This window comes from Marinomonas sp. ABL3_031, from assembly GCF_056161265.1.
This window is the reverse complement of record NZ_JBSWYU010000017.1, coordinates 13,275-39,810: the sequence shown is the minus strand read 5'-3', so window position 1 is coordinate 39,810 and position 26,536 is coordinate 13,275. Positions and strand designations below refer to the sequence as shown.

Sequence of the window (26,536 nt, the reverse complement as noted above, 5' to 3'; positions counted from 1 at the left end):
ATTTTACACATAAAAAAGGCCGCAGTCAGCGGCCTTTGAAAAAACGGCTTATTTAAAAGCGTGTCTTAATCGTCACTAGACATGCCTAACAAAGACAAGATGCTTAGGAACATGTTGTACAAAGAGACATACAGGTTCACCGTTGCAATAATGTAGTTGGTTTCGCCACCACGAACTATTTGGCTGGTTTGCAGCAAGATAACCGCACCAGAGAACAAGGCAAAACCCGCAGAGATGAAGATTTGCAATGCTGGCATTTGCACAAAGAAACCAGCGATAACAGCGAACAACAGCACAAAGAAGCCAACTGTTAGGAAACCATTAAGGAAGCTGAAGTCTTTCTTTGAAATCAGGGCATAAGCAGATAAGCCTAGGAAAGACAGTCCAGTCATACCCAGTGCGCTCATGATCAAGCTGGCACCATTAGCAAGGCTGAGATAAGCACTTAAAATAGGCCCTAAAGTCAGACCCATGAAGCCAGTTAAAGCGAATACGCACAATAGACCAGCGGCACTGTTCTGACATTTGTAAGTTAAGAATAATAAGCCATAAAAGCCCACCAAGGTGAGAATTAAACCCGGGTGAGGAAGGTTAAAGGTCATGCTCAGACCTGCAGTAAAGGCGCTGAACAATAGGGTTAGCGACAACAATCCGTATGTGTTGCGGAGCGTTTTGTTGGCCGCTTGGGACGATGTTGTCGAAAGGGCATCTGTGTAACGCATTGGAGTAACTCCTATCAAGTTGATGTTTAACTATGGACTTAATATGCGGGGTAAAGTTCCAAAGTTCAAGTATGAATGTGTCTTTTACGTTTTAAAGTCGAACTAGGAGCATAATATCATAAAAAAAATTTGCTGGTGGTGAGAGACCTTCCCTAGGCTTAGCAGGGCTTAGGCTAGCAGGATTATCTCAATATTGTTAATACTTGTGTACTGTTCGTGCTTATGTAATAGGCTTTTGATAAACTAGGTAACCATATTGTTTAAGTGAGTGATATGTTGGAACACGATTATTCCTTACCCATCTCCTTTTCCATGGCTGCGCAAATCGGTTTAGAGGAAACGGTGTTGCTGACGTATTTGCAGCAGCAATGTTATGCGCAAAATACACAAGTATTAAGATTGGATGTGCGAGTGCTTAGTGGCCAGTTGTCTTTTTGGACTGCGCCCATCTTGATGCGGGTGTTGGGTAGTTTGCAAGTGGGGCAGTTGCTGAACTTTCAGCGTCAAAATGACATGATTGAAGTGCAATTGACCGGGCATAAAGTCAACGCTTATACCGTTAATCGTGATGCCGTTGCTGATCATGTGGCTTCTGCTCATAGGGTGACGCCAAACCCTCAACAAGCGAGCTATGTAAATCATGACATTCAGGCGGATTCAGCACATGTATCTACGCATGCTAAAGACGATGCCTTGATGGAAAAAATGGATCGCTTGCATAGAGCATCAAGACAAAAGAATGCTGAGTTCACACCGCAAGCAAAAACATACTCAACCCAAGCGCCGATAAGGCAATATGATGCTTCGCCAGCCGTTAGCAAAGATCGTCGTGGTGTAACGGATTTTGATTTGTACCTTGAACAGAAGGAAAGAGCGCGTCAGCCAGACCAATGGCAACCAGAAGAAGCGACTTTCGAGCAAATTCAGCAAGCGGGTATTTCACGGGAATTCGCTGTTGAGTTGCAGACAGAATTTTTATTGCGCATTAAGGAGCAGCGCAAAAATGTTAGAACGTGGAACAGTGAATTTTTCAAATACGTAAAACGTCAGTGGCAATATAAACAATCGGATCGGTCTTCATATGAAGGAACCTCAGACAGTTCAACATTTACTAAAACCTCTCGAGAACAAGTTAGTGACGCCCTCAGCAACATCCACGACACAGACTGGTGATTACACCAGTAAGCAGGGGGCAACGCGAGATTCTGCTTCATCGGAAGCGGAGCAACAAACTCGTGTTTTGGTGAATATGCTGTTCGCGCGTTTTAAAGCCATTTATACGCACAAATTTGCTTCCGCCTACAGTACTCCGGATGAGGTTAAGCTGGCTAAGCGAGAATGGGCCATAGCGCTAAAAGGTTTTCAGGAACCGTTATTGGCTTATGCAGTGGAACGCACCAAGGAAACTTATGCTTGGCCGCCAACCATCTCTGAGTTTCTGAAACTGATTAATACCGCTTACAAAGCCTATGGCTTGATTGATCCTCGTTCTGCTTATTTGCAAGCCTGCGCTTGTCGTGTGGATCCTTTGACCTTTGCTTGGAGTCATCCAGCGGTGTATTTCGCTGCTGCCGATACCGGATGGTATAAGCTGAAATCAGAAGAAGAACGGATAACTTGGCCTTTGTTTGAGCAGGCTTATGTGAAAATGATTGATCGAGTCATTGCTGGTGAACATTTGCATGTACCACAAGTGGTGATGATTGAGGATAAGCATACATTTGATGTGGCAAATCTTGTTGAACAGATTGCACAAGCAATAAACATGACGGAAGAGGATATTGCGCCACTTTTGTATTACACCCAAAAAACATTGGGTTCTGGTATTCGTAAGCGCTATCGCGAGCAGAGCCAGATGAAGTTGGAATCTCTTGGTTATCAGGGCAGTTTACCTAACTGATTGGTTGAGTTCAGTAAACGACTTGGTAGCGAAACAAAAAATATGGCTTTGTGTTTATTGACAAATTTCTCGATGCGCGTTGTTATAAGCCTATTGGATTAACGAAACCTGTATTGAAAAATATCTGGGGTAGCTATGTTGAAAGTGTTAATTGTGGATGATCATGATGTGGTCAGCCAAGGAATTAGCCTCGTTTTACAGGACGTTAAAAATGTAGAAGTGGTGGGTGTAGTACACAGTGGTGAAGAAGCCATTGCAAGGTCGCGTGTGACGACACCTGATATTGTCTTAATGGATGTGCATATGCCAGGCATTGGAGGCTTGGGTGCTACCAAAGAAATTAAACGAATCCTACCGAAAACTAAGGTCATTGCCTTAACCGCTTTGGATGACAATCTTTATCCTGTGAAGCTGCTCGAAGCGGGGGCTTCAGGCTATGTTACTAAGGGGACAAATTCTTCAGAATTGTTGGATGCTATTAGCATGGTAGCTAAGGGCGAGCATTATATTTCTAAAGACATAGCGCAGCGTATGGCTTTGTCTAAGTTTTCCATTGATGAGCAAGGTTCTCCGCTGGGAGAATTATCGGATCGTGAACTGCAAGTGGCGCAAATGATAGTGGATTGTAAAAAATCCAGTGAAATCGCCGAGCATTTGAATGTCAGTCCAAAAACCGTCAGTACTTATAAAACTCGCATCTTTACCAAATTAAACATCGACAGTGATGTGGAATTGATTCATCTTGCCGTGCGTTACAGTGTGCTTGGAATGGGTTAGGTCAACGAGGTTGGTTTGAGCCATTCGGAATTTGATGCGAAACACTTTGTCACTCATCTGACAACGCGCCCTGGTGTATATCGGATGTATGATAGTCAAGGCGAACTATTGTATGTCGGTAAAGCAAAAAATCTTAAAAATCGTGTCGCCAGTTATTTTCGTGCCACGGGATTAACCACTAAAACCATGGCCTTGGTGAGCCGTATTCATCATATTGAAATCGCGGTTACCAAGAGTGAAACCGAAGCTTTGTTGCTTGAACAAACCTTGATTAAGCAACATAGACCGCCTTACAACATCTTGCTTAGGGATGATAAATCCTACCCTTATATTTTGCTTTCGAGTCATCAGCATCCGGCATTGTTGTTCCGTCGTGGTGATCAGTCCAAGCAGGGGGCTTTATATGGTCCGTTCCCAAGTGGCACGGCGGTAAGAGAAAGCCTGAATACCATGCAAAAGGTATTTAAGGTGCGACAATGTGAAGACAGCACTTATGCCAATCGCTCGCGTCCTTGTTTGCAATATCAAATTAAACGTTGTTCCGGGCCCTGTGTCGGCTTAATTAGTGACCAAGAATACGATGCCGATGTGCGTCACGCCAAAATGTTCTTGCAAGGCCGTAATAAAGAGCTGACCGAAGAAATCTCAACACAAATGCATCAAGCGGCAGAGGAAATGGAGTTTGAGCGTGCGGCTGAGCTGCGTGATCAAATGATTCAGCTCAAGCATATTCAAGAGCAGCAGCATGTTCATGGGCAATCCGGTGAAGCCGATATTTTAGCTTCCATCATTCAACCTGGTGGCTTATGTGTGCATGTGATGATGGTACGTAACGGTAAAGTGGTGGGCAGTAAGAGCCATTATCCCAAAATGCCGTTGGAAATATCGGCAGGAGAGTTGTTGTCCTCCTTTATCGCACAATTTTATTTGGGCGGTGCACAGGAATTGCCCAAAGCCTTGATTCTAAGCCATGAAGTAGAGGATCTTGAGGCCTTGGTTGAAGGTATTTTGGAAACCACAGGCAAAAAAGTAGAAATTGCTGTCAATGTACGTGGCCAAAGGGCACGCTGGCTGGATTTGGCGAAATTAAATGCTGAGCAAGGCTTGCAGGCGCGATTAACAGACAAAAGAAACCACTTTAGCCGTATAACTGCTTTGCAAAAATTGTTAGGCTTTGCACAACCACCTGTTCACATGGAATGTTTCGATATTAGTCATTCCAGCGGTGAAGCTACGGTGGCTTCTTGTGTGGTGTTTGGGCCGGAAGGACCAGATAAAAAACGCTACCGCTCATTTAATATTGAAGGGGTGGAAGCGGGTGATGATTATGCAGCCATGAAACAAGCGCTAACACGTCGTTATAAGCGGGTGAAAAGTGGCGAAAATCCAGCGCCAGATGTGCTCTTGATTGACGGTGGTAAAGGTCAATTGAGTCAAGCGGAAGCGGTATTGGCCGAGCTTGGTTTGGTGGATATTTTCCTCTTGGGCGTGGCTAAGGGAGATACGCGTAAACCCGGTTTAGAGACCTTATACATAGGCTCAAAAGAAGATGAGGTGGTGTTGCCACCTGATTCGGCGGCATTGCATTTGATTCAACATATTCGTGATGAAGCCCACCGTTTTGCAGTGAAGAGTCATCGCCGACGTCGTGATAAAAAACGGCGTCATTCTGTATTAGAAGACATTCCAGGTATCGGACCAAATCGGCGTAAAGAATTACTGACGGCCTTTGGAGGTTATCAGGAATTGTTGTCTGCCAGTCAGGAAGACATAGCGAAAGTAAGAGGCATTAGTGCCAAGAAAGCGGAAGAAATTTATCTGCATCTACATAAAAGTTAATAATTCTTTGTTTTACTGGGGATTTGTGTCCCTGCATAAATTGGATTTAGAATGAACATACCAAACATACTGACGTCTTTCCGTATTTTGATGATTCCAGTACTGGTGATTATTTATTATTTGCCTTGGGAAGGGCGTTACTATACTTGTGCCATCATCTTTGCTTTGGCGGCCATCACTGACTGGTTAGACGGCTATTTGGCGCGTAAGCTCAATCAGACCTCAGCTTTCGGTGCTTTCTTTGATCCGGTGGCCGACAAGCTTATGGTATCTATTGCCTTGGTGCTGTTGGTGGCCAGTTACGCCAATCCCTTGATGACCCTTGCCAGTGCCGTCATTGTGGGGCGAGAAATTGTTATTTCCGCACTGCGTGAGTGGATGGCGGAAATGGGTAAACGTGCCAGTGTGGCGGTGTCATATATTGGCAAACTAAAAACGGCCATGCAGATGTTAGCCATCTTTATTTTGCTTGGCTCTCGTCCTGATAGCGTGATTGCCCATCTAGGTGAAGCGGTATTGATTGCAGCCGCCTTGCTTACTCTTTGGTCTATGTATGTTTATTTGAAAGCCGCCTGGCCAGAACTCATGGCGAAGGAATCGAGCGAAAACTAATCAGAATTGGGAAAAGTGTCTAAGTTAGTTATTTATTTAGAAATTTTCCTTGACGTGAAAGCTCAAATACATAGAATAAGCACCGTCTTTTGAGACGCGGGAATAGCTCAGTGGTAGAGCACAACCTTGCCAAGGTTGGGGTCGCGAGTTCGAGCCTCGTTTCCCGCTCCATTTCTTAAGACGTCTGATAAAGGCCGGATGGCAGAGTGGTCATGCAGCGGACTGCAACTCCGTGAACGCCGGTTCGATTCCGACTCCGGCCTCCATATCAGATTGCCCGGGTGGTGAAATTGGTAGACACACAAGACTTAAAATCTTGCGATAGAAATATCGTACCGGTTCGATTCCGGTCCCGGGCACCATTTATGGTGCCTTTTTTGTTTCTGCACCTTTCTCAATTCTTCTCTTTATAACGATTTTTCAGATCAATTTCTTTGTACCACAAAAAGAGCGATTCGTTTCATATTTCATTCTCTCGTTTGGCACTTAGGTATCTGTGTTGAACCAGCTTAACTTGAATGATTTCCAGCTGCTGCTTTAGGTCGCAAAGATTCCTGAAAATATACATTTGCACATTTTCAGTCTTAAAAATGCATATTTAATGCAAAATTCACTCATAATCTTCATTTTATTGCTGATTTTAATTATAGATATTGCTCTGGAGATATTTAGTAATGAGGGCTTTTTTTGAAGTACATTTGAGATTGGTCATTACCGTATGGCTAATCTTGCTGTCTGTATTAAGCCTTCTGTATCTAATGAATTACATGAAGTTCGATAGCCTGATGTCGAATGTGGTGTCTTCAAAACTTGAAGTGATTTCCGCGTCTCTTGAAAACTCAATAAAGCGTGCTGAACGCTTAGGCATTTCTTATCAATCTGCAGACAACGTGAAAGAGCAAATTGATCGTTCCCGTTTGCGTGAGCCGAATGTTTTGTCCATATCGCTCATCGATCAGCAGGGTAATTTGGTCTATCAGTCTCGCGCTGAAGGTGAGGCAAATGTTCCTATTTCTGAAGATGTTGTGCGCCGCGCTCTGAAATCGAATGAGGCGAAGTGGACCTTTAGTAATGATTCTGAACTCTTTAGCGGTTTGCAAATTACCAGTAGTTTTGGCGCCCTATCCGGCAGCATAGTAATTGAATATGACAAATCGGCCTTGTTCGGTATGTATGCTTTAGTACGTTTGCATTTGTTGGAAGCGACTATTTTGATTTTCCTTGTCTCTGCTTTGATCGTATTCCTCATTATTCGCTTTGGTTTTGCTGATGTTGCCAATGTCATCAAGCTAATTCACGGCTATTCATTGGGTGAGAGAAAAGCCTTGGACGGCGTTGAGCAAGGTTCAATGTCGCACAATATTGCTCAGCAGATAAGACAGAGTGAGAAAATGAAATTTCATGTTTCTGAAGAGCTTGAGCGTATCAAAAAATTGTCTAAGAGCTCTGTCGAAGAAGGTGAAGCAAGACGATGAATAATAAGGTTAAGAGCATGGCTAGCCTGATCAATAGTCGTCTTATTTTGATCACTGTGATCAGCGCATTTTTGGCCTCCATTTTGAGCGCTATTTATACCTTGGTTGAGTTTAATTTCTCTGTTAAGCCTGAGTTGTTAAAAAAGGCTAATGCCATTGCACAGGTTATTCATGACGATGTTGGGCTGGCCGTAACAGCTGGTGTGCCGTTTGAGCAAATTCGAGGCATGGATAGTTATCTTTATAACACCATTTCTAAATATCCAGAACTTACCTTTATTGCTGTCACTGACAATGGCTCTGTATTGTATTCGGTTGGTCAGGTAGCAAACCTAGATAATGTTGACAATGCGGCTTTTGAGCAAAACTCTGCTCGATACTTGAATGCTCCATTCTTGGAACGATTAGCTGTTGTTGCTAATGAGTTGCCCATGCTTATGCCTTCTTTCTTAAGAAGTGACGAGCAAAATCAGGATGATATTTATCGACTTGATCTCGACAATGAGGGGGTAGAAAACAGTGCGGTTTATGTTGGGTTGAGTTCAACTTATGTTCAGTCTCAGCTAACGGATATTTTCTTTGATATTGCCATTGTGTTAGTGGCGGTTTTGTTAGTTTGTTTTGAAGTGGTCATGGTTGTGGTGATGTTTTATATCTCAGGACCACTGGAAGAATCCGAATCGATCTTGAAACGTCAAATCGCAGGAGATTTTTCGGTTAACGAAGCGGTACCTGCACATGGCGCGATTGGCTCATTTGCAGGTCGATTAAATGAGGATTCGAAAGAGCTACAAGGGCGCTTTAGTCGTCTGTTAAAGCGTTTGTCCACTGAGCAAAATAAAGCCATTGATAATCTTAAGAACATTGCTGATCGATTTAAACTGCAGACCAGTTTGGGGATAAAAAAAGGCGATATTGTGGATGCCCGAATTCCTTTGTTCGTCTTTTCGTTTGCCGAAGAATTGCAAAAATCCTTTATGCCTTTGTTTGTCGCAGAGTTTTATGAACCCAATTCATGGATCTCTAAAGATGTCATGTTAGGGCTGCCTATCTCTGTCTTTATGTTTGTGATTGCTGCCTGTACGCCTTTCGCTGCTAAGTGGGTGGATCGTTGGGGGCAAAAAAATCTATTTCTATTAGGCTTGATACCTGCTATTGGCGGTTATCTTGGTTGTGCGTTTGCGAATGATAGTGTGGATATTGTGATCTCTCGAGGTATTACCGCACTCGGTTATGCTGTGATTACCATCAGTTGTCAAAGCTATATCGCCGCTGTGGTCACTTCTGAAAATCGTGCTAAGGGTATGGCAATCTTCGTTGGTGTACTAATGACCGCGACTATGTGTGGTACGGCACTTGGTGCGATTATCGCTGATCGTGTTGGCTATCAACCAGTCTTCCTAATTTCAGCTGTCTTATCTTGTTTTGCTGGATTGCTTGCTTGGCGAATGTTTCAAGGTGGCGTTTCTGGTGCTAAGAAAGCGGCTGGCAAAAAAGGTGGACTTAAATACCTGGCACGCAATGTTCGTTTTGTTGCGGTCGTTATTTGTTGTGCTATCCCAGCGAAGATTGTGTTGACTGGTTTTTTGTATTTTATGGTGCCTTTGTATCTTGTTTCTCTAGATGCAAGCCAATCTGAAATTGGTCGAATCATGATGATTTACTCATTGATCATTATTCCTATCAGTCCAATTGCATCTGGTATAGCGGATAAGACCAAGAAAATGCGCGAGCTAGTTGTGCTTGGCACCATACTTTCTGGTGTGATTCTGATTTCGCTTTATGGTGAAGCATCCTTGTTGAAGATTCTTTTAGCTGTGACTTTGATGGGGATTGCGCACTCTATTCTTAAAGCGCCATTGATTGCATGTGCGTTGGAAGCATCCGAAAACACACCAGAAGTTGGGAGAACTGAAGTGCTTGGTATTCTCCGAACATCTGAGCGTATTGGTAGTGTGTTAGGGCCAATTATAGTGGCCTTCCTATTGTCCATGTACGATTTTGGTCAGGCGATGGCGATTGTCGGTGTTGGTATTGTATTGGCTGGTATTTGTACTTTGATTTTTCTTAGATCTCCTTCCTCGCAGGACAATAAGGAGGTTGAGGTATGAAACAAATCGTTTTTGCAATCTGCTATGTCGTGTTTTTGTCTCAGGCTTTTGCGTCACAAAAATTTGATGAAAAAAAGACGGTGTTTATGACAGTTTGGCGTGGTTGTGAAGAAGCTTGTCAGGGTTTTCATGACTACTTAAAGGGAGAGGATGTTGACATTATTGTCCGTAATGCTAACCGTGATCGAACTAAATTAGCTGGCTTGTTAGAAGAAGCAAAAACCTTAGATCCAGATTTGGTTGTGACATGGGGAACCAGTGTCAGCAAAGCAATCATTGGCACACGAAGTGAGTACGGTGAAAGTACTAAGCTGGGTGATATCCCGGTGATGTTTATGATAGTGGCCGATCCGTTAGGTGCCGACATTATTGAATCTCAACATAAGAGTGGTCGTGCAAGTGTTGCAGGGATTCGGAATCGTATCAGTGAAGATGTTCAAATTAAGGCGATGCGCGAATATTTTCCAGTCAAAAAAGTTGGGGTATTGTTCTCTGCGGCGGAATTAAATTCCGTACTGAATACGCAGAAGCTAGAACACTTATCTAAGGAAATGGATTTTGAAGTGGTGAAGGCGACCTACCAATTGGACAGTTTCGATGTCCCTTTGCCTAATCAGTTTGATACCAAGATGGCGGAACTTGCGGCGCAAGGCGTGGATGTTGTTTACGTTGGTTCAAGTTCTTATAACCAGACCAACAGTGATGCTTTTACGGAAGCTGCGGTAAAGCATGGTCTGCCAGTGGCAAGTCCATACGATTCAATGGTGACAGATTCGTCTGCCCTAATTTCTGTGTCTAATAAGTATTATTTAGTTGGTCAGCTGGCAGCGAATCAGGCTAAGAAAATTCTCTTTGAAAATGCCCTGCCGGGGAATTTACCCATCGCGGAATTAAGCAGCTACTCCATGTCTATAAATATGGCGGTGGCCCGTAAAATGCAGCTTTATCCTCCCATTCAGTTGCTCAGATTTGCGGATCTGGTCAATGTTGACGGTAAGGATGCTCAGAAATGAATGAACTGATCGACCCAAGCGGCAGCTATCTTGTTGTCAAGGACTCAGGTAATACTGAGTTTGTTGCAGCAAACCTCTTAGTTGAAGAGTCGCTAAGTGAATCTTATGAATGGGTGGTTGATGTCTTAGTATCTAAATCATCACCTTCTGATTGGATTGGTGAAGAAATATCGTGTGATGTCTACAGTATTGTCGGGACAAGTCGTTCCAGCGCGCGTCAGTTCAAGGGCTATGTCGTCAAAGCGCAAGCTCAATCTCAACGTATCGATTCCACCTACTACACGATCAAATTGACCGTTAAGCCGTGGCTTTTCTTACTTAAACATTCTCGTCAATGTCGTGTTTTTCAAGAGCAAACGACCCAAGCCATTGTGACTTCCATTTTTGATGACTTAGGTTTCAAAGGAAACTACAGTGTTAAAAGCATGCCTTCAACTAAGCGTGAATACTGCGTGCAGTTCAACGAATCCGATTTTGATTTTGTCATTCGGTTGCTCGCTGAGGAAGGCGTTCACTTCTATTTCGGAAAAGATAGCAAAGCAGACACCTTGTATCTGCAAGACGCATCGAAGCCTTTCGCTAAGGATGATACAGCGACGCTTGATTATGCGGCTGCGCCAACGGGAGACTACGAAGTTTTAAACAAATGGCAACGAGAGCATGCGTTTCACAGTGCCTCTGTCGAATTGACGGCGTACGATTACAACCAGGCGAAGCTGATAACGAGTAAAGCGAAGAAAACCAAATATTCAGTCTCTGGGAACACAAAATTAACCGAGTACGTTTATCCAACTGCAAGTAAAACAGGGGCTTACACCGACCTCGCCTCATCCATTGCAGATATTCAACGTGGGCAATTGGATTCCGGTTATCACAAAGTGTTTGCTGAGACCGAGTCTGTCGACCTGTGTGTTGGTCATTATCTTAAGCTGAACTCTCATCCGAATAGCAGTGATAAAGGTAACTACTTGGTTTCCAAAGTTAGTTACGAATTCAGTGAAAATGGCAATGCGGGGATGAAAGTTGATAGTTCCTTAATCTGCATACCGGAAGATCAACAAAGTTATCCCACAATGCAGGAAAAGCCTGTCGTTCATGGTCTTCAATCCGCTGTTGTTGCGGGCAGTAAAGACGGCGAACCGGCGAATGACGCATCGGGTCGTGTTCGTATTAAATTTCATTGGGACCCAGAGACAGGAGATAAAACCAGTTGTTGGGTAAGGGTTGCTCAAGGAATGGCAGGAAGCAGTTACGGTATGCAGTTTTTACCCAGAGCGGGACAGGAAGTGCTTGTTAGCTTTATCAATGGCGACCCAGATCAACCCGTCGTGGTGTCTAGTGTTTACAACAACGCCAATAAACCTCCATATCCTACAGCCAATACGACACAAAGTGGTGTCAAGACCAAGTTGGTTGGTGAGTCCAATGAGATTCGGTTTGACGATAAGAAAGACAAAGAAGCTTTCTATATGCATGCCGCTAAAGACTTTACTAGCGAAGTTGTCAATGACCATACCGAAACCGTAGGCGGTGAGATGTCGCTTGCTGTTTCTAAGAACATTAAGCAAACCGTAGAAAAAGCTCACAGTTTAACTGCCAAAGAAGATATCACCGTTAAAACGGAAAAGAACTACAGTCTTACTGCAACAGAAAATATCACAGAGAAAGGCAAAGAAATTACCCTCGAAGGGGACAGCAAAATCACCTTAAAAGTGGGAAGCAGTGAAATTGTAATGACCAGCAGCAAAATTGAGATTTCCAGTGGAACGGTCGAAATTTCAGGTAGCTCTAAGGTGTCTGTCGACGGCGGTAGTTTGAGCCAGTCTGGTACTTCTGTGTCAATTAAGTCGGATGCTGGGTTTACTGCAAAAGGCGGTACTTCAATGTCCCTTCAGGCTGGAACAAGCTTGAGTGCGAAAGGAACAACAGGTGTGACCATAAAGGGCTTGAATTGCACCATGCAAGGCGACGTCGGGGCAACGGTTAAAGGTAGTGCCACAGCGGAATTGTCAGCCAGCGGAGCGACGACCGTAAAAGGCGGCGTGGTGATGGTGAATTGATGATGAAAAAAGTGCCCTTCCAAAGTATTGCTCCTATCTTGAAGCATTTTGACTTGTCAGACGAAATGCATGAATTGGTTGATCCAAAGAGCACGCCGCAAGTGTTGATTGAGCTGTTAACGAAAGCGGAAGCCAACATTGATTTGGCCAATTTTTGGGCGCATGCCTTGCCGATGCGAGAGTCGATTTGGTGGGCGTGTATCGGAGTGAGTAAAAGAGCAGAGGTGTTAAATCCACTCGAAAAACAAGTGTTAGAAGCCTCGTTGGCTTGGGTAAAAAGTCCAACCGAGCCACTGCGTCGGCAAATCGAAATTCAGATAGAAAAACTGCCGAATGAAAGCGCTGCAAAATGGTTGGGAATGGCAGTTTTTTGGAGTGGAGCTGGCAGCATTGCCCCGATTGAGAACCCCATTGTTATGCCTGCTGAGTTTTTGTATGCCAAAGCGGTAGGTGGAGCCATCAATACGGCAGCCGCTCTTCCCGAATGGGATGGTTATAAAAGGTTTTATCAAGATATTTTCCGTTCAGCGTTCGACCTAGCCAATGGTGGAACGGGAGCGGTTGATGCGAATAACTGAAATGAATAGAAACGGGGAAAGACTATGCCATGTGCTGCACGCTTAACGGATATGCACACTTGCCCGATGCAAACCCCGGGTACGCCGCCAATTCCACATGTGGGTGGGCCGATTTCCAGCCCGGGGGCGCCGACTGTGCTGATTTGCAAATTGCCCGCAGCGAAAATGGGAGACATGTGCGTATGTGTGGGACCGCCGGACAGCATAGTAAAAGGTAGTTCCACGGTAATGGTCAGTAAAATGCCGGCGGCTCGTATGGGAGATACGACCGCACACGGTGGATCCATTGTTGTTGGAGCGCCTACCGTTCAGATCGGTGGTTAAGAGAAAAGTTTATAAGATTTAATGGAGACAGCAGAAATGCCAACACTTTATACGAATCCAGCTGTGATTGCACAATCTACTTTTGCAAGTCTAGATAAACCAAGAGCCCAGATTGAAGAGCTGATGGAGCAAGCAAAAGAAGCAAAAGTGAAACTTGAATCCTTCATGCAAATGTTATCGAACAATGTCGAGAACGAATCTGGCAAAGCGATTGTTTATAAACGTGTGCCGAATAAATCAAGGCAGCGTATTTGCGAAAAATGTGGCATTAAAGATTGGAATGATGAAACAAAAGATATCAAAGCCGACAAAACGCCCATTCTCGTTAAAGATATTGCGCGTGCCAGTATTGTATTTTCGACAGTCGCGCAAATGATGGCTTTTCGCGATTATATTTATAACACCCCAGAGTACATGGCGTTACAAGATAAGCAGACACCAGCTGTGAAAGATTTGTGGACAAAAGGGGCGGATGACATTGATTCCTATAAGGATGTTAAGTTTTTCCTACAGGTAATGATTAAGTTTAAAGGGCAAATGATTCCGCATATCGTCGAGTTGCAGTTAAATGCTAAACAAATGGACCGCGGTAAGCGCTATGGTCATGCTTTCTACAATATTTCACGTCTTGCGAGAGTTGAAGGCGTTCAAAGATTCTCTCCAGCAGATCCCAAATGCGAAATCGTTATCCCGAGTGATATCAAAGGCAAAGTTGGTAACAAGCTCAGAACAGCGTTAACGCAATGTCGCAGTCTTTCCAAAGGTAACGAAGAGATTAAGTGGGCAACAGATATCATGTCAAAAATGCTATCGACTGAGTTCAAAATGGCCCAACAGATGAAGAAAAAGCCTAATGCAGCTTCTGCATCAGGAGGTCAAGCCGATTCCGCTGCTCCCGCCGCTGCAGCTGCAGCAGCGGTAAATCCCTATGATTATGTTAATGATGGTAAACCTCTGATTATAAGAGGCGGTCCTTATTCTTTTGATGCTAAAGACAAGAGTGATATGACAGGTGGTCCGGCTCGCGCATGGGCAATCGGTCGTTTGTCTAGCTTGATCTGGGGACATTTTACTAAGTGCCAAGCGGCTCCAGGTGTGACCGGGGTGGCTGCTGACTTCCACGCTAAATAAGTGAGCGGCATTTTCGAGGCCTCTGTTTTTAAGGAATGATCATGTTTGAAGAGTTAATTAATCCGATATCTGAAGAGCAGCCAAGTGGCGAGTATTTGAAAGATAATCGCACTTTGTACCGTGGTTATCGTAATGCCTTCAATATGGCGCAATCGTCTTTTCGCCAGCTTATTGAAACACCTGATGCGCTAGAAGACGCGGAAGCGGTTAATGCAAACTCGGAGAATTGGGCTAATTTGGCAGATGAATGCCATAAGTGCCTAAAGGATGTTTCCAAAGATGTTGAGATTTTTTCATGGTTTACCGTTTCTCAACTTTTCTCAAATGATCCGTTTAAACGCCTAGCAGGCGCTTTGGCAGCATTCGAGAGCGTCGTTGAATCCAACTGGGATACGTTGCAACCAAGTCTTCCGGAAAAGAAACGTAAGGGCGAATCCGAAGAAGCGCAAGCGAAAGAAGTTGCTGAGTTTCGTGTAAAGCCGCTTCTACAGCTTGTTGGTGATACGGCTGAAAGTGGTCTCTTATACATGCCTCTGCAAATGCTGCCTTTGGTTGGTGAGACAGATTACGGTGTATTTTTTAAGGCTGAAAAATCCGGCACATTAGCGCAACTGAAGGAAAATGCGATTGCTTCGTTCTCTGGCGAGCGTGCAGAAATCGAGGAGCGTATTTTAGCACTCGGTGAGGCGCTTGAAGCGCTGATTAAACTGGAAAAAACACTTGGAGAGAAGTGTTTCAGCGTAGGCGCACAATCGATTAGTTTCCGCTTTGTTAAAGATTCAATAGAGCGTTTATTAAACGCAATTCAGTATTTGGTCGGTGATCAATTCAATCGTTGGCCATTGGATCCAGAGCCAGAAGAAGTGCCAGTAGAAGAATCCTCTTCTGCTGATCTGAATGAGACGACTGCTGAGTCTTCTACGGGGGCACCTGTTCAGGCTGCTGTTGCTGCTGAAGGTGGTGTTCCAGTTGCAGCATTTTCCAGCGCGGGTGCGGTCGCCTCTAGGGAGCAAGCCTTGGCGCAATTACAGAGTATTGCAGACTACTTCAAGCAAACAGAGCCGCACAGCCCTATTTATATGCTACTCAAGCGTGCAATTCGTTGGGGTGGATTGTCTTTGCCAGAGTTGCTGGCGGAACTGGTGGGTGATAACGGTTCGGTTCAGCAACGCATTGAGCAGTTAGCTGGACTAGAAAGTGTGGAGCATCAAGCCAATATTAAATCTGCTGTCTTATCGACGGTAGCTCCTGTTGCTTCAGCAAAGGCCGCAGTAGCAACAGGGCAGGCAGCGTCGGCAATGCCAGCGAATCATCAACAAGAAAAGAATTCAACGCCAACAGACAGCGGAAGCAGCAGTCTGTCAGCAATTGAATGGTAGTTTTTAACAAGCAAACGTCATTTAGTGACATTTAAAATTAAGGGGTAATTTCATGGCTTCTATCTACATGCGTATTGATGGATTAAACGATATCAAAGGTGCAGCAACCGTTGGTGAAATCGGTGGCAAAAAAGGCTTTTTCGCTATCGACACTATGAATTGGGGTGCAAACCGCGGTGTCAGTGTTGACGTAGGTAATGCAAACAATGCGGATAAAGGCATGGTGTCTTTGGATGCAATCAGTGCATCGCGTATTTCTGATGGTGCATCACCTTACCTAACCACTTTCCTATTTGCGCCGGGTGCAGAAGGTAAAACAGTTGAAATCCTATTGACTAAGCCTTCACGTGACGGAGCGGGTGCAGATCCTTATCTCGTTATCACACTAGAGAAAGCACGTATTGCGAGCTACAACATTTCAGGTTCTGACGGCAACTTGCCTTCAGAAGATTTCACTTTGACTTACACCACTTTGACAAAAGTGTATTACCAAGAAGGCGACGGCGGCAAAATCGAAAAAGGCGATACCGTCAAGTTTGATTGCACTACTGGTAAGCTTGAGTCAAAAGCTAATTAAAATAGACAGCGAGGAGAAGCAACGTGGCCTTAAATTCGCAGCATAAACGTGTCAGTAAAAACCGAGTTAGTATTACCTATGACGTAGAAACAAATGGTGCAGTTGAAAATAAAGAACTCCCGTTTGTTATGGGTGTGATTGGGGATTTTTCTGCTCACAAAGAAGATCGTGAAGAGCTGGAGGATCGTACCTTCTATCAGATCGATAAAGACAACTTTGATCATGTTCTAAACCGTGTCGGTCCAGAGCTGAAGCTGAAAGTTGATAACACTTTATCCGACGATGGTAGTCAGTTTGAGGCGGCGTTGTCTTTCTCTTCAATGAAAGATTTCGAGCCTGATTCTTTGATTGATCAGGTGGAACCTCTGAAAAAATTGGCAGAAACTCGCCAGCAATTAAAAACACTTCTTTCTAAAGCGGATCGCTCTCGCGATCTTGAAAAACTTCTAAAAGAAGTGCTTCAAAGCGCGGATCAAATCAACGCTTTGTCTAGTGAACTAGGCATTGAGAAAGGAGAATAATCATGAGTGCAGAATTAGAAAATCAAACCGGTGCTGAAGCCGAAGCGGGTTCTGCAAGTCTGTTGGATCGAGCTATCGCTGCAACGACTCAAACGCCAGCCGATACCACCAAAGAGTTATTCTCTGTGTTAGCAGAACAAGCCTTGGATGGCACGGTTACCTGGGACAAAAACGTTACCAAGACCATTGAAAACGCGATTGCTGAAATTGACAAGCAAATGTCTAAGCAACTTTCTACTATCATGCAGCAAGATGAGTTCCAACGTCTGGAAGGTTCTTGGCGTGGTTTGAATAAGCTTGTTAAAGAAAGTGAGACAGGTAGAACACTGAAAATCAAACTGGTTGATTTCAGTAAAGATGAATTGCTAGAGCAATTCGAAGATGCGCCAGCAGTTGATCGTAGCCCATTGTTTGATGCGCTTTATCAGAAAGAATTTGGTACAGCAGGTGGTGAACCTTATGGTGCTTTGATCGGTGACTACAACTTTTCTCACAAAGACGAAGACGTTGCTCTATTGCGCTATATGGGTGAAACCGCGGCGGCAAGCCACGCTCCATTCGTTGCGGCAGCGAATCCGCAAATGTTCGAATTTGACTCTTTCGAAACATTTGATGAAGGCAAACCAGTTGGAGCTGGTTTTGATTCCCCAGCGTACGCTTCTTGGAATGCTTTCCGTGAAAGCGATGATTCCCGTTACGTCGTTCTAACGCTTCCTCAAACTTTGTCTCGCCTTCCATACGGAGCAAAAGGTCTAGGTACAGACGCGTTTGACTATGAAGAGCTCGCGGTTGATGCGGACGGTAATCCAAAACCAAAAGACAACTCTCAGCTAGTTTGGTCGAATGCGGCTTATGACCTTGGTCTAAAAATGAACCAAGCGTTTACTGCATTTGGTTGGTGTACTGCGATCCGTGGCCTTGAAAACGGTGGTAAGGTAGAAAACCTACCTAACCTAACTTACAAGTCATTAGCGGGTGATCTTCAACAACAATGCCCTGTTGAAGTGAACCTGACGGATGAGCGTGAGAAAGAGCTTAGCGATCTTGGCTTCTTACCTCTAGTTCACTACAAGAACACAAACTACGGTGTGTTCATTGGTAGCCAAACTACTCAGAAACCAAAAGTGTTTGCTGACCCTGATGCGACAGGTAATGCGGCGATCTCTGCTCGTCTTCCTTACATCATGGCAAGTAGCCGCATTGCGCACTATTTGAAGGTAATGGGACGCGACATGCTGGGTTCCAACTTAGAAGCAAATGACATTCAGAAAGACCTACAAACTTGGATTGATCAATATACCAACTCAGGTGCGGTAGGTAATGCTGAGCGTTCTAAGACACCGTTATGTGAGTCGCAAATCCAAGTGGTTGAGCAACCTGGTCGTCCAGGCGCTTACTCTGCTGTTGCTCACCTTCGCCCGTGGTTGCAAATGGAAGAGTTGACAACTTCTGTTCGCATGGTAACCAAGATCCCTGGTTAATAAGTATTAGCAGAGAGTTTAAAGTTGGGTGAGAGTATGCTGAGCTTGCAGATACAATCAGATTTGTGCGATTTAGATACTGAAGACCAGGGCTTTTTAGCGAAAGCACTTGGGCTTTTAGTTGATCTTGATCCACAGATACTCTTAAGTCGCGATACGTTATTTGCGGCAGTTTCTCGACTGATTGCGGAAATTGATGTGCGAGTGTCGCGGCAAGTGTCTAAGCTGCTTCATCACCCAGACTTTAAACAACTGGAAGCGGCGTGGCGAGGAGTTGAAGCTTTGACTTCTTTGCCCGTTAGCTACCAAAAAGTTCGTATTAAGGTACTGGATTTATCTTGGTCTGAGCTTTCATATGAATTAAATAACGCCATGACCCTCCGTCGTTCCTTTTTATACAACCTGATAGGGAACAAAGAGCTAAATACTTCTGGTGGTCAGCCGTTTGGTATGATCATTGTAGATCATGCGCTTTCTACCGATTTGGATAACGACTATGACGACCTTTATACGGCAGAGTTGTTAGCGAATTTGGGAGATTTATGTCTATGCCCATTTATTCTATCTCCGGCAGACGATTTCTTCGGAGAAGAAGGGGCTGATTGGTTGTCAGATACAACGCGAGTGAAGAAAATACTCGATGGTCCAGACTTTGTGGCTTGGCAGCATTTGCGAAAACAAGCCGTTTCTCGCTTTTTAGGGGTAGTGCTACCGAAAGTAAAACTGCGTGAAGAGTATAAATCTCAGCCATTTTCTGGTGTGGTTTTCACTGAGGAAGAAGAGCCAAATCCTGGTTTATTGGGGAATGCTTCATTTCTATTTGGCAGCATTGCCCTGCGCGAATTTAATCGAATTAACTGGTTTGGTTTTATGAAATCCCGTTGGCAGGATAAATATTACGGTGCTTTGGTGAATGTTCCGCCAACAGGAACAGGATCTTTCGCCACCTTGTCGCCCAGTCCAGATATTCGAATTATTACGGATATGGGGAATTTCTACGCCGATCAAGGCTTTATTCCTTTATGTCATAGTTTAACGACTGAAAAGTACTTTTTCCGTGGCAATAATTCCATTTGGGATCACGGAAAAGAGGACAGTGAAGCTGTGATGGGGCAGATTCAAACGACTTTGATGATTTGTCGTATTGCACATTATCTTAAGGTGCAGATTCGCGGCATGATAGGCAATTTCCAAACCGCTGAGGAATGTGAAAACTTCCTTAATAACTGGCTAGACCGTTATGCCAGCAATCTTTTTAACGCTGATGAAGCAACATTAGCCAAATACCCTTTAAGCAAAGGGCGAGTGGAAGTCAAAGAGATCGAGGGGCAGCAGGGGCGTTACACTTGTAATGTGTTAGTGCAGCCACAATACCAGTTTGACAATGTGTGCGGTGAAGTCTTGTTGTCTACCGATCTTGGCACTGACTCTTCAGCTTACGCAGGAGGCCGTGCATGAGTTTTTGGGGAACCTTTATCGACAAAGGGACAAGTCAGGATGTGTTATTCGAATCTATCCGCTATCAACTTACTGCTCTGCTTAATTCAGAAGCCCCCATGCGAACTTTACCTGAAGAATTTGTGGAAGTTGCATCGTCAAACTTTAGTTTTGGTTTGGATAGTATTCACAGCATCAGCAGTCAAATAAATCAAGATCAGTTTGCACGGTCCGTTGAAAAATGGGTGAGATCCTTTGAGCCCAGACTGACGGAGGTTAGTGTGTTTTTAGAAGACAGTGATCCAACAAAAAATATCATGAGTTTCTCTTTGATGGCCAAAGTAGACACAGGGCATGGTAGTCACGTTTTTCTGTTTGATTCCAATATCAGTCTGTCTAATCAGATTGCCAAAATGGAGGGACAGGAAGTTGTCTGATCAATTGTTAAGTTATTTTGAGCGAGAGCTCGCTTATGTGAGACGTGCGTTAGATACCTTTGCGAAAGAGTTTCCAGATCATGCCAGCTCCTTGCGTGTTAATCAAAGTGGCCAAGAGGATCCTAATATCAGTCGCTTAATTGATGCCATGGCATTGTTAACGGCAAAAACGGAAAAGCGCTTAGACGAACAGTTTCCCGATTTTCTGCAGGACCTTTTCAATCTTCTGTATCCGGGGTACCTGCAAATTGTGCCAAGTTATACGCCATTTACGGTTGAGTTGAGTGAGGATCCTATAACAGAAAGGGTCATCTTACCCAAGGCGTCTCATGTTGCTCAACAAGTAAATGGTGAAGAATGTCTCTTTTCATTGTCTGATGATCTGATTATTGAACCCTTTATCATCAAGCAGATTCAAGCGGAATCAGCCCCTTTCAATTTTCCAGCACCAAGAGCACTACGTCGTGCAGATTCTGTTGTGCAAGTGGAACTCAGTTGCAGTGATGCAGGCATGTTTTTTTCGCAATTGACTCAAGGGGCAGGGCAAAATGAAAAAATCCAATCAGGGCATTTTGATTTTTACGTAAGAGGCTTTGAGAACAGCTCCCGAGGTTTAATTGATTTACTTTTGTTGAATACGGAAATCATTTCGTTATTTGATGCAGATGGCAAACACAAGGAAATTGATCCTCGACGATTGCATACTAGGGCTGCAGATTTGACGTTTAACTGGTTGCCTACCCACGGCAATCATCAAGCTGGATTTGATTTACTGCGGGAGTATTTTGCTTACCCTGATAAAGCGGCGTATTTGCGTATTGATCATCTATGGGACGAGTTGTCTGAATTCGATTCCAATACGGTTACCCTTAACTTCTTTGTACGCCAATTGCCAGTTGAATTTTTAAGGCTTTTCGACCGTAACGTTTTTTTGCTTAATACAGCTCCTGGGATCAACTTGTATCAGCAGCGTAGTGAACCCATGCGCTACGATTTTACCAAACTCTCCATACCGGTTGTGGCGGATACCCAAGCAAATAATGAATTGACGGTGATTTCTGTCGAACAGGTTTATGAAGTCTTGCCGACAGGTGAAGTGCCATTAAGTCCATTGTATGAGGGTGGCTACTGGTTTGATGACAGTGCGCCCAAATGGCAAGTACGCCAATTCTGGGATGAAAAAGGCCGTCGCATGATGGATATGTCTGTTAGTTTTGGTGGCAATGTGGCAAACCAGGATGCCGTGGTGCTGGCCATGAATTTAAATGTTTGCAATGGTCGTTTACCTTGTCTCATCTCCAGTTATTCGCCTGCAGAATCCCTAGCAGCAGTGGATTTTCCAGGGGGATTAACAAATGTCCGAACGCCAACGGCTCCTCAATATCCTGCTTTGGATAATCAATTAGGATGGCGCTTTATTGCCATGCTCAATGCGAATTTTTCGAGTTTGACGCAAACGGATGACCCAACCAAAGCACTGCAAGAAACCCTTAGATTGAGTACACACAGTGCTAAGTGTGCAATTGCTGATGCGATTAAACAAGTCAACTATCGTCATCTTGTCGCTCCCCTTACCATTGATCGACAAAGTATTTTTGCTTCCGGTACACAAGTTAATCTGTTAGTTGATGATGAGTTATTGGCGTCTGATTTCGCGGTCGTGAGTAGTGTGTTGAATCGTTTTTATCAGCAATATTGCAGCTTTGATCGCTTTATCCAAGTTAAGGTGGAGCGTTTTGGTAGCGATGTCCCCGGTATAGAGTTTGAAAAGTGTCATGGGAGTCAGATATGTCTGTGATGCAAAGGCTGATCAATCAATCGTATCGTTTTGATTTCGGGCAAGCTGTGCGCATTCTGACGACATTGAGTGCCCGAAAGGGCATGTCGCTACAGTTAGATGCTGATCCCATGCCGCATGGATCACCGAACGACATTATGTCGGTCGAACAGAGTAGCCAAGGGGTAAAGTTAAAACTGGGGTTAGAGGCGCTGTCTGGTTGTAAAGGGGTCATTCCTGATTACCTGTACGCAGAACTATTACACAGTCTTCACCAGGATGACGAGGCGTTGCAGCGCTTTTTAGGCGTCTTTAATCAGCGTTACTATGAGTTGCTTGCTTATGTTGAAAGTACCTCAAGTCTCATGCTGAGAGAAGAAAGAGAAGTAGCGGTCCGTGAAACCTTAAATAGGTTGACGCAGCAAAATGCTCTTTCGCTGATGTTTTCATTGCCAACCGATAATTCGCAAGTTCAGGATCCTAGTCGATTACGCTATGGCTTGATATTAGCGAATAAAAGCCGCAGCTTGTCTGCTCTAAAAGGCTTATTGTGCGATTATTTTTCGTTGGACATTCGCCCACGAGCGATTCCTGCCATGTTGTATCGTATAAACCCAGCTTATCAGACTCGATTAGGCCATGTATTAGGACAAAATCATAATTTGGGTAATGGCGTTTTGCTTGGCAGAAATGGTATGCAATCCTTTAAAGCCATAGAAGTTAGTATTACACCTCGTTCTAGAAAAGAATATTTTGGTCTGCTTAATAACCGTCATTTTTCCCATGCTTTAACTACGCTGGTACGTTCTTTTTTTAGAGAAAGAATCACGACCAAAATTTATTTATATGTAAAGCGGGAATACATAGATGCACCAGTATTAACATCTGCAGCTGTATCGATTGGAAATCATAGTTTTTGTCTTGGCGAAACAAATTGTCTAGCACCAGAGCGCCAGTCAACCCAGTATCGCAAAATACTCTTACAATCGGAGAAATATTAATGTCACAGGTCAAGTTGGGAAATCTCGTTGGAAAACTCGAGCCAGAATTAAAGAATACGTTGGAAGAAGCCGCTGGTGCAGCAATGAAACAAACTGTGCCTGCGATTGAAGTTGAGCACTGGTTTATTCAACTTATTGCCAATAAAGAAGCCAATTTACATGCTTTTTTACAGCGTCAGAAAGTTGATCTTAATGGCTTACTAACAGAATTAACCGCGCGAGTCGAACGATTGACCAAAGGCGCGACTGGCCAACCCACCATTAGTGCGACAGTCAGTGAGGCTATGGAAGAAGCTTGGTTACTTGCTTCGGTAAACTATGGACATGGTCAAATTACCAGTTTGCACCTGCTTCAAGTCTTAATTCAAGCAGACAGTTTTGGTATGAAAAAACTCTCTCTTGAATCACTTCAAACACTGTCGACCGAAGCTCTTTCTGGGCATATTGCGCAATTAAAAGTCGCAGGGGGGGCAACTAGCGCTCCAGCAACAGGTGCTGCTGGTGAAAATGCTGTGGCTCCAACCGTTGGAGGGGCGCTCGAAAAGTACACGGTGAATCTGACTCAACAAGCTCGTGATGGCAAGATTGACCCTATTTCAGGGCGTAATAGTGAAGTGCGTCTAGCGATTGATATTCTTTGTCGTAAACGTCAAAACAATCCAATCCTTGTTGGTGAACCTGGCGTTGGTAAAACAGCCGTCGTGGAGGGTCTAGCGCTTCGTATTGTTGAAGGGGAAGTGCCACCTGTTATTCAAGGGGTAGAAATACATTCTCTTGATCTTGGCCTTTTGCAAGCAGGTGCCAGTATTAAAGGCGAATTTGAGAATCGCTTGAAAGATGTGATCAATGAAGTGAAAAGTTCGGAAACCCCGATTATTGTCTTTATTGATGAAGCGCATACTCTAATTGGCGCGGGTGGTACTGCTGGCCAAAACGATGCTGCTAACTTGTTAAAGCCAGCGCTCGCTCGCGGTGAGTTTCGTTCGATTGCTGCGACAACTTGGGCAGAATATAAAAAGTATTTTGAAAAAGACCCAGCCTTAACTCGCCGTTTCCAAGTCGTGAAAGTGGAGGAGCCAAATGCCGAAGACGCGATGCAAATGCTGCGTGGCGTTGCAGCCTCACTTCGTAAGCATCATGGTGTGTTTATTCGTGAGGATGCATTAGAAGCTGCTGTTCACCTATCTATTCGATACTTACCAGCCCGTCAATTGCCAGATAAAGCGATCAGCTTATTAGACACGTCCTGTGCTCGTATTGCTTTAACACAAGGTGCTAAGCCAGAAAAAGTAGAACAACTTGAGCAACAAATCCGTTATTTAAACAGTGAGTTAGCGGCCTTTGAAGTAGAGGATGCGGTCTTGACTGAACAAGCCGAAGACCGTGAAGCTTTGCGTGAGAGTATGGCCGAAAAAGAAGCTGCCCTAGCAGAGTTGATGACTCGTTGGGAAAAAGAAAAAGCGCTGGTTGATGAGATTACTGCTCTTAGTGAAGAGATAGAGGCTAACCTTAAAGAAGGTACTGATGCCTCTAAACAAGCAGCTTTGCAAACCAAAATGGAGGCATTGACAGAGTTACAAGGTGAAGAGCCTTTGGTATTTGCTTTGGTGGATAGCCAAGTGATCGCTTCGGTTATCGAAAGCTGGACAGGAATTCCAGCGGGTAACATGGTGAAGGGAGAAGTTGCGGAACTACTGTCATTGGAAGAGGCATTGCACAAACGAGTGATTGGTCAAAAAGCCGGCATCAGCGAGCTGGCTAAAAGTATCCGTATTTCTCGTGCAGGCCTGACTGACAGTCGTAAACCTGTTGGTGTTTTCCTCATGTGTGGCCCAAGTGGTGTCGGTAAAACTGAAACAGCCATGGCTTTAGCTGATGAAGTTTTTGGGGGTGGCGATAATTTAACCGTTATCAATATGACGGAGTTTAAGGAAGAGCACAAAATTTCTATGTTGCTTGGTTCACCTGCTGGTTATGTTGGCTTTGGTGAAGGTGGTGTGCTGACAGAGGCGATTCGTCGTAACCCATACTCAGTGTTATTGTTGGATGAAATGGAAAAGGCGCATCCCGGTGTACATGATTTGTTTTATCAAATTTTTGATAAAGGTCATATCAAGGACAGTGAGGGTCGCACCGTTGACTTTAAAAACACCATTATCGTAATGACCTCTAATGCGGCAGATCAGGCCATTTGTGATATTTGTGATGCGTCTGAAGAGAGACCAATTAATGAAACCTTGGTGGAAGAGATTCGGCCAGCCCTTCAACAATATTTTAAACCTGCGTTCCTAGGTCGAGCCACGATTGTGCCTTACTACCCGTTGAATGCTGAAGAACTGGGTAAAATAACAGAAATCAGCTTACGCCGTATCGCTAAGAAATTGAACGAAAAATATAAGGCAGAATTCAATTGGGATGAGGCATTTGTTGATTTCGTGGTATCGCGTAATACCGACCCAACTACTGGGGGGCGTGCGATTGAACAAATCATTAATCGTTCTTTGATGCCTAGACTGGCGGAAGAGTGTATTCAACGTTTAAGCGAAGGCTTGCCAATAAAAAATGTGACTGTCAGCGTCGCGCCTTTAACAGGTGAGCTTGAGCTCGTGATTGAATAACAAACTGGAGAAAAGGCTACCGTGTTTAGACTCAAATCCAAAATGGAGCGAGCCGCATTAGCGGTTTTGCTCCTAGTGGTCAGTGGAACAAGCTTAGCGCTTGATCGGGTAAAACTTGCGACCCAAATTTGGACGCCTTACCAAAGCGTTGACCAAAATGGCGTAATCGGTGGGGTAGCCGTTGATCGTGTGAAGTGCTCAATGCAGCGCTTGAAGCAGCCATACGAAATTCATGTGATGCGATGGGATAAAGCGCAACTATTGGTCGAAACAGGACATATGGATGGTTTTTTTTCAGGCTCTGTTAATGGTCAAAGAGCGACCTATGCACAGCCATCTGAACCAGTAGTTTCTGAATATTTAGCTTGGTTTATTGCGCCTAATGTTACACAAAATGTCGAAGAAGAAACCGCTAAATATAATTTACGTTTCGGTGCAAAATTTAACACGAGTAAATGGTTGTTCTTAAAAAGAAATGGCTACAATGTAATTAAAAAGCCACGTGATGCCGATGCCTTATTACAAATGTTGTGGCAAGGCGATTTAGATGTGGCTTATGAATATGAAAGAGTATTTGAAGAATCGTTAAAAAAAGCAGGGATTCCTTTAGATTACTTCAAAAAAATCAGGTTGAAAAAGCAAGACTTGATGATGCATTTTTCGAAAAACTTTTTAGTGGACAATCCCGGGTTTTTAGAAAAATTTAATGCATCTTTAGAGGAATGCTATTAGCCGATTCCCATAATTAAGGGAATGTATAAGGTTA

23 protein-coding genes and 3 tRNA genes are annotated in these 26,536 nt (G+C 44.1%); 25 read left to right on the top strand and 1 reads right to left on the bottom strand.

What is annotated here, in order from left to right; translation table 11 throughout:
* Nucleotides 1-65 precede the first annotated feature (65 nt).
* Nucleotides 66-722 carry a Bax inhibitor-1/YccA family protein gene (locus ACXAH2_RS15975; RefSeq protein WP_475079872.1) on the bottom strand — a complete coding sequence of 219 codons (657 nt, stop codon included), beginning with the start codon at nucleotides 720-722 and terminating at the stop codon, nucleotides 66-68.
* A gap of 273 nt (nucleotides 723-995) precedes the next feature.
* Here ACXAH2_RS15975 and ACXAH2_RS15970 point away from each other — a divergent pair, with 273 nt between their 5' ends.
* The 25 genes from ACXAH2_RS15970 (at nucleotide 996) to ACXAH2_RS15850 (ending at nucleotide 26,502) form a co-directional block, all read left to right on the top strand.
* The gene (locus ACXAH2_RS15970; RefSeq protein WP_475079871.1) at nucleotides 996-1,895 is read left to right on the top strand and encodes a DnaT-like ssDNA-binding domain-containing protein; all 900 of its coding nucleotides are present in this window, start codon (nucleotides 996-998) and stop codon (nucleotides 1,893-1,895) included.
* A complete protein-coding gene (locus ACXAH2_RS15965; protein WP_475079869.1) occupies nucleotides 1,858-2,622 on the top strand; it encodes a replication protein P in 765 nt (254 codons plus the stop codon). The genes ACXAH2_RS15970 and ACXAH2_RS15965 overlap by 38 nt, the downstream gene beginning before the upstream one ends.
* 135 nt (nucleotides 2,623-2,757) lie before the next feature.
* Entirely contained in the window at nucleotides 2,758-3,399 is a 642-nt protein-coding gene (locus tag ACXAH2_RS15960) for a response regulator (protein ID WP_475079868.1), read from the top strand.
* Nucleotides 3,400-3,414: 15 nt separating this feature from the next.
* The gene (gene uvrC / locus ACXAH2_RS15955) at nucleotides 3,415-5,238 is read left to right on the top strand and encodes an excinuclease ABC subunit UvrC (RefSeq protein ID WP_475079866.1); all 1,824 of its coding nucleotides are present in this window, start codon (nucleotides 3,415-3,417) and stop codon (nucleotides 5,236-5,238) included.
* A 51-nt stretch (nucleotides 5,239-5,289) separates the two neighbouring features.
* Complete coding sequence (pgsA, locus tag ACXAH2_RS15950; RefSeq protein WP_475079864.1) at nucleotides 5,290-5,850, top strand: CDP-diacylglycerol--glycerol-3-phosphate 3-phosphatidyltransferase; 561 nt, start codon at nucleotides 5,290-5,292, stop codon at nucleotides 5,848-5,850.
* A gap of 96 nt (nucleotides 5,851-5,946) precedes the next feature.
* Nucleotides 5,947-6,021 (top strand) — tRNA-Gly (locus ACXAH2_RS15945).
* Between the two features lie 21 nt (nucleotides 6,022-6,042).
* Nucleotides 6,043-6,116 (top strand) — tRNA-Cys (locus ACXAH2_RS15940).
* Nucleotides 6,117-6,125: 9 nt separating this feature from the next.
* Nucleotides 6,126-6,212 (top strand) — tRNA-Leu (locus tag ACXAH2_RS15935).
* Nucleotides 6,213-6,617: 405 nt separating this feature from the next.
* Complete coding sequence (locus tag ACXAH2_RS15930) at nucleotides 6,618-7,325, top strand: hypothetical protein (protein WP_475079863.1); 708 nt, start codon at nucleotides 6,618-6,620, stop codon at nucleotides 7,323-7,325.
* Nucleotides 7,326-7,342: 17 nt separating this feature from the next.
* Nucleotides 7,343-9,436, top strand: a complete 2,094-nt coding sequence (locus tag ACXAH2_RS15925) for an MFS transporter (protein WP_475079861.1) — start codon at nucleotides 7,343-7,345, stop codon at nucleotides 9,434-9,436.
* The gene (locus tag ACXAH2_RS15920) at nucleotides 9,433-10,449 is read left to right on the top strand and encodes an ABC transporter substrate-binding protein (RefSeq protein WP_475079860.1); all 1,017 of its coding nucleotides are present in this window, start codon (nucleotides 9,433-9,435) and stop codon (nucleotides 10,447-10,449) included. The genes ACXAH2_RS15925 and ACXAH2_RS15920 overlap by 4 nt, the downstream gene beginning before the upstream one ends.
* Complete coding sequence (locus ACXAH2_RS15915; protein ID WP_475079858.1) at nucleotides 10,446-12,509, top strand: type VI secretion system Vgr family protein; 2,064 nt, start codon at nucleotides 10,446-10,448, stop codon at nucleotides 12,507-12,509. Before ACXAH2_RS15920 ends, ACXAH2_RS15915 begins: the two co-directional genes overlap by 4 nt.
* Nucleotides 12,509-13,087: a DUF6931 family protein gene (locus ACXAH2_RS15910; protein ID WP_475079857.1), complete on the top strand. Its 579-nt coding sequence runs from the start codon at nucleotides 12,509-12,511 to the stop codon at nucleotides 13,085-13,087. Before ACXAH2_RS15915 ends, ACXAH2_RS15910 begins: the two co-directional genes overlap by 1 nt.
* A 24-nt stretch (nucleotides 13,088-13,111) precedes the next feature.
* The gene (locus ACXAH2_RS15905; RefSeq protein ID WP_475079855.1) at nucleotides 13,112-13,411 is read left to right on the top strand and encodes a PAAR domain-containing protein; all 300 of its coding nucleotides are present in this window, start codon (nucleotides 13,112-13,114) and stop codon (nucleotides 13,409-13,411) included.
* A gap of 63 nt (nucleotides 13,412-13,474) precedes the next feature.
* On the top strand, nucleotides 13,475-14,542 hold the full coding sequence (locus ACXAH2_RS15900) for a hypothetical protein (RefSeq protein WP_475079854.1): 1,068 nt from the start codon (nucleotides 13,475-13,477) through the stop codon (nucleotides 14,540-14,542).
* Nucleotides 14,543-14,583: 41 nt separating this feature from the next.
* Nucleotides 14,584-15,921: a type VI secretion system protein TssA gene (locus tag ACXAH2_RS15895; protein WP_475079852.1), complete on the top strand. Its 1,338-nt coding sequence runs from the start codon at nucleotides 14,584-14,586 to the stop codon at nucleotides 15,919-15,921.
* Nucleotides 15,922-15,973: 52 nt separating this feature from the next.
* A complete protein-coding gene (locus ACXAH2_RS15890; protein ID WP_475079851.1) occupies nucleotides 15,974-16,498 on the top strand; it encodes an Hcp family type VI secretion system effector in 525 nt (174 codons plus the stop codon).
* A gap of 23 nt (nucleotides 16,499-16,521) precedes the next feature.
* Nucleotides 16,522-17,019: a type VI secretion system contractile sheath small subunit gene (gene tssB / locus ACXAH2_RS15885; RefSeq protein WP_475079850.1), complete on the top strand. Its 498-nt coding sequence runs from the start codon at nucleotides 16,522-16,524 to the stop codon at nucleotides 17,017-17,019.
* Nucleotides 17,020-17,021: 2 nt separating this feature from the next.
* A complete protein-coding gene (gene tssC / locus ACXAH2_RS15880; RefSeq protein WP_475079848.1) occupies nucleotides 17,022-18,500 on the top strand; it encodes a type VI secretion system contractile sheath large subunit in 1,479 nt (492 codons plus the stop codon).
* 36 nt (nucleotides 18,501-18,536) lie between these two features.
* Nucleotides 18,537-19,958: a type VI secretion system contractile sheath domain-containing protein gene (locus ACXAH2_RS15875; RefSeq protein WP_475079847.1), complete on the top strand. Its 1,422-nt coding sequence runs from the start codon at nucleotides 18,537-18,539 to the stop codon at nucleotides 19,956-19,958.
* The gene (gene tssE / locus ACXAH2_RS15870) at nucleotides 19,955-20,374 is read left to right on the top strand and encodes a type VI secretion system baseplate subunit TssE (protein ID WP_475079846.1); all 420 of its coding nucleotides are present in this window, start codon (nucleotides 19,955-19,957) and stop codon (nucleotides 20,372-20,374) included. Before ACXAH2_RS15875 ends, tssE begins: the two co-directional genes overlap by 4 nt.
* Nucleotides 20,367-22,172: a type VI secretion system baseplate subunit TssF gene (tssF, locus tag ACXAH2_RS15865; RefSeq protein WP_475079844.1), complete on the top strand. Its 1,806-nt coding sequence runs from the start codon at nucleotides 20,367-20,369 to the stop codon at nucleotides 22,170-22,172. Before tssE ends, tssF begins: the two co-directional genes overlap by 8 nt.
* Nucleotides 22,163-23,152: a type VI secretion system baseplate subunit TssG gene (locus ACXAH2_RS15860; protein WP_475079842.1), complete on the top strand. Its 990-nt coding sequence runs from the start codon at nucleotides 22,163-22,165 to the stop codon at nucleotides 23,150-23,152. The genes tssF and ACXAH2_RS15860 overlap by 10 nt, the downstream gene beginning before the upstream one ends.
* Nucleotides 23,152-25,770 (top strand): type VI secretion system ATPase TssH, encoded by a 2,619-nt coding sequence (tssH, locus tag ACXAH2_RS15855; protein ID WP_475079840.1) that lies wholly within the window; start codon nucleotides 23,152-23,154, stop codon nucleotides 25,768-25,770. Before ACXAH2_RS15860 ends, tssH begins: the two co-directional genes overlap by 1 nt.
* A 21-nt stretch (nucleotides 25,771-25,791) precedes the next feature.
* Nucleotides 25,792-26,502 carry a substrate-binding periplasmic protein gene (locus ACXAH2_RS15850; RefSeq protein WP_475079838.1) on the top strand — a complete coding sequence of 237 codons (711 nt, stop codon included), beginning with the start codon at nucleotides 25,792-25,794 and terminating at the stop codon, nucleotides 26,500-26,502.
* Nucleotides 26,503-26,536: the final 34 nt, after the last annotated feature.